Below are 944 nucleotides of genomic sequence, written 5' to 3' on the forward strand. Positions count from 1 at the left end.
GAAAATAGCTTAAAAATTGAAACAAATGAGGGATAAAAAATGAGGGGCAATGGAAAAAATGCAATATTGGATGAAGAACCACGGTCTTTTTCGCTTGAAGAAGCGTTTTTGACACGCAAAAATTATAAAGTCATCTTTTGCATTGCTTTTATTGTGGCAGCTTTTAAAGTGGCATTTTTTATGTTTTTTAAGTGGGATTTGACAGAGTGGTGGAATTATATCCTGTTCATTTTAACATTAATATTGGTTTTTATATCAGTGCTTCTTTTTTTGTTCATCCCTGTTGTCTTTGTAGTCCGTATCATCTTTACGCGTTTGTTGAAAAAAAAGATCGATAAGTTAGATCAAGAAATCCGGCAGCGGATCAAAACCGCTTCTCAACAAAACAGCGCGAGAAGGGATGGGGAAAATGATAAATATTAAAATGATAGATATTATTGTTGTACTCTCGTGGGGTGTGGGCTTGACGCTTTTCACGCTGCTTTCTGCTGTGGTCACGATGTTCATTTGGGCATTGTATTATTCTACTTTCAAGCGGGTGAGACTGTATTGCCAAGTGACAAAAGAATTCAACCGCGTGCTTGAACAACCTATCGCTTTTGAGCCGTCTAGTGGGGAAATGCCGATGATTAAATCATCATCTGAGGAAAAAGAGTTTACAGAGTTTTCTCTGTCTAATGAGGAAATCTTAACGATGGAAAGTGCAACGGCGCTTTTAAAGAGTTTAGGATGGAGGGTGGAAATTGAAGGAAAAGGGGATCATTTGGCCACCTATTATTTACCAGATCGTGAAGTGCAGTTTCTTTATAATGCTGAGAAGGGGTATCCGCGATTTGATTGTGCAATTGCGGTGGTTTCTGGTATCCATGCGGCGGCTTGCCAAACGATAGACCCTTATAATTCTGGAGGCTTGATTGCTCTCGAATTGAGTTTTGATGTGAAGG

1 protein-coding gene and 1 pseudogene are annotated in these 944 nt (G+C 39.1%); both read left to right on the forward strand.

Annotated features, from left to right (window positions below):
- Positions 1 to 39: 39 nt before the first annotated feature.
- Positions 40 to 423 carry a hypothetical protein gene (locus tag J7R13_RS08505; protein WP_246786339.1) on the forward strand — a complete coding sequence of 128 codons (384 nt, stop codon included), beginning with the start codon at positions 40 to 42 and terminating at the stop codon, positions 421 to 423.
- Positions 410 to 944 (forward strand): annotated as a pseudogene (locus J7R13_RS08510) (DUF6990 domain-containing protein); the annotation flags it as partial. The gene J7R13_RS08505 and the pseudogene J7R13_RS08510, both read left to right, overlap by 14 nt.

Source organism: Bartonella taylorii 8TBB (assembly GCF_902825155.1).
Lineage (GTDB): Bacteria > Pseudomonadota > Alphaproteobacteria > Rhizobiales > Rhizobiaceae > Bartonella > Bartonella taylorii_A.

Bases quoted from the DNA above. Each gene is read 5' to 3' on its own strand.
- J7R13_RS08505 (WP_246786339.1), top strand. From the start codon at position 40: ATGAGGGGCAATGGAAAAAATGCAATATTGGATGAAGAACCACGGTCT.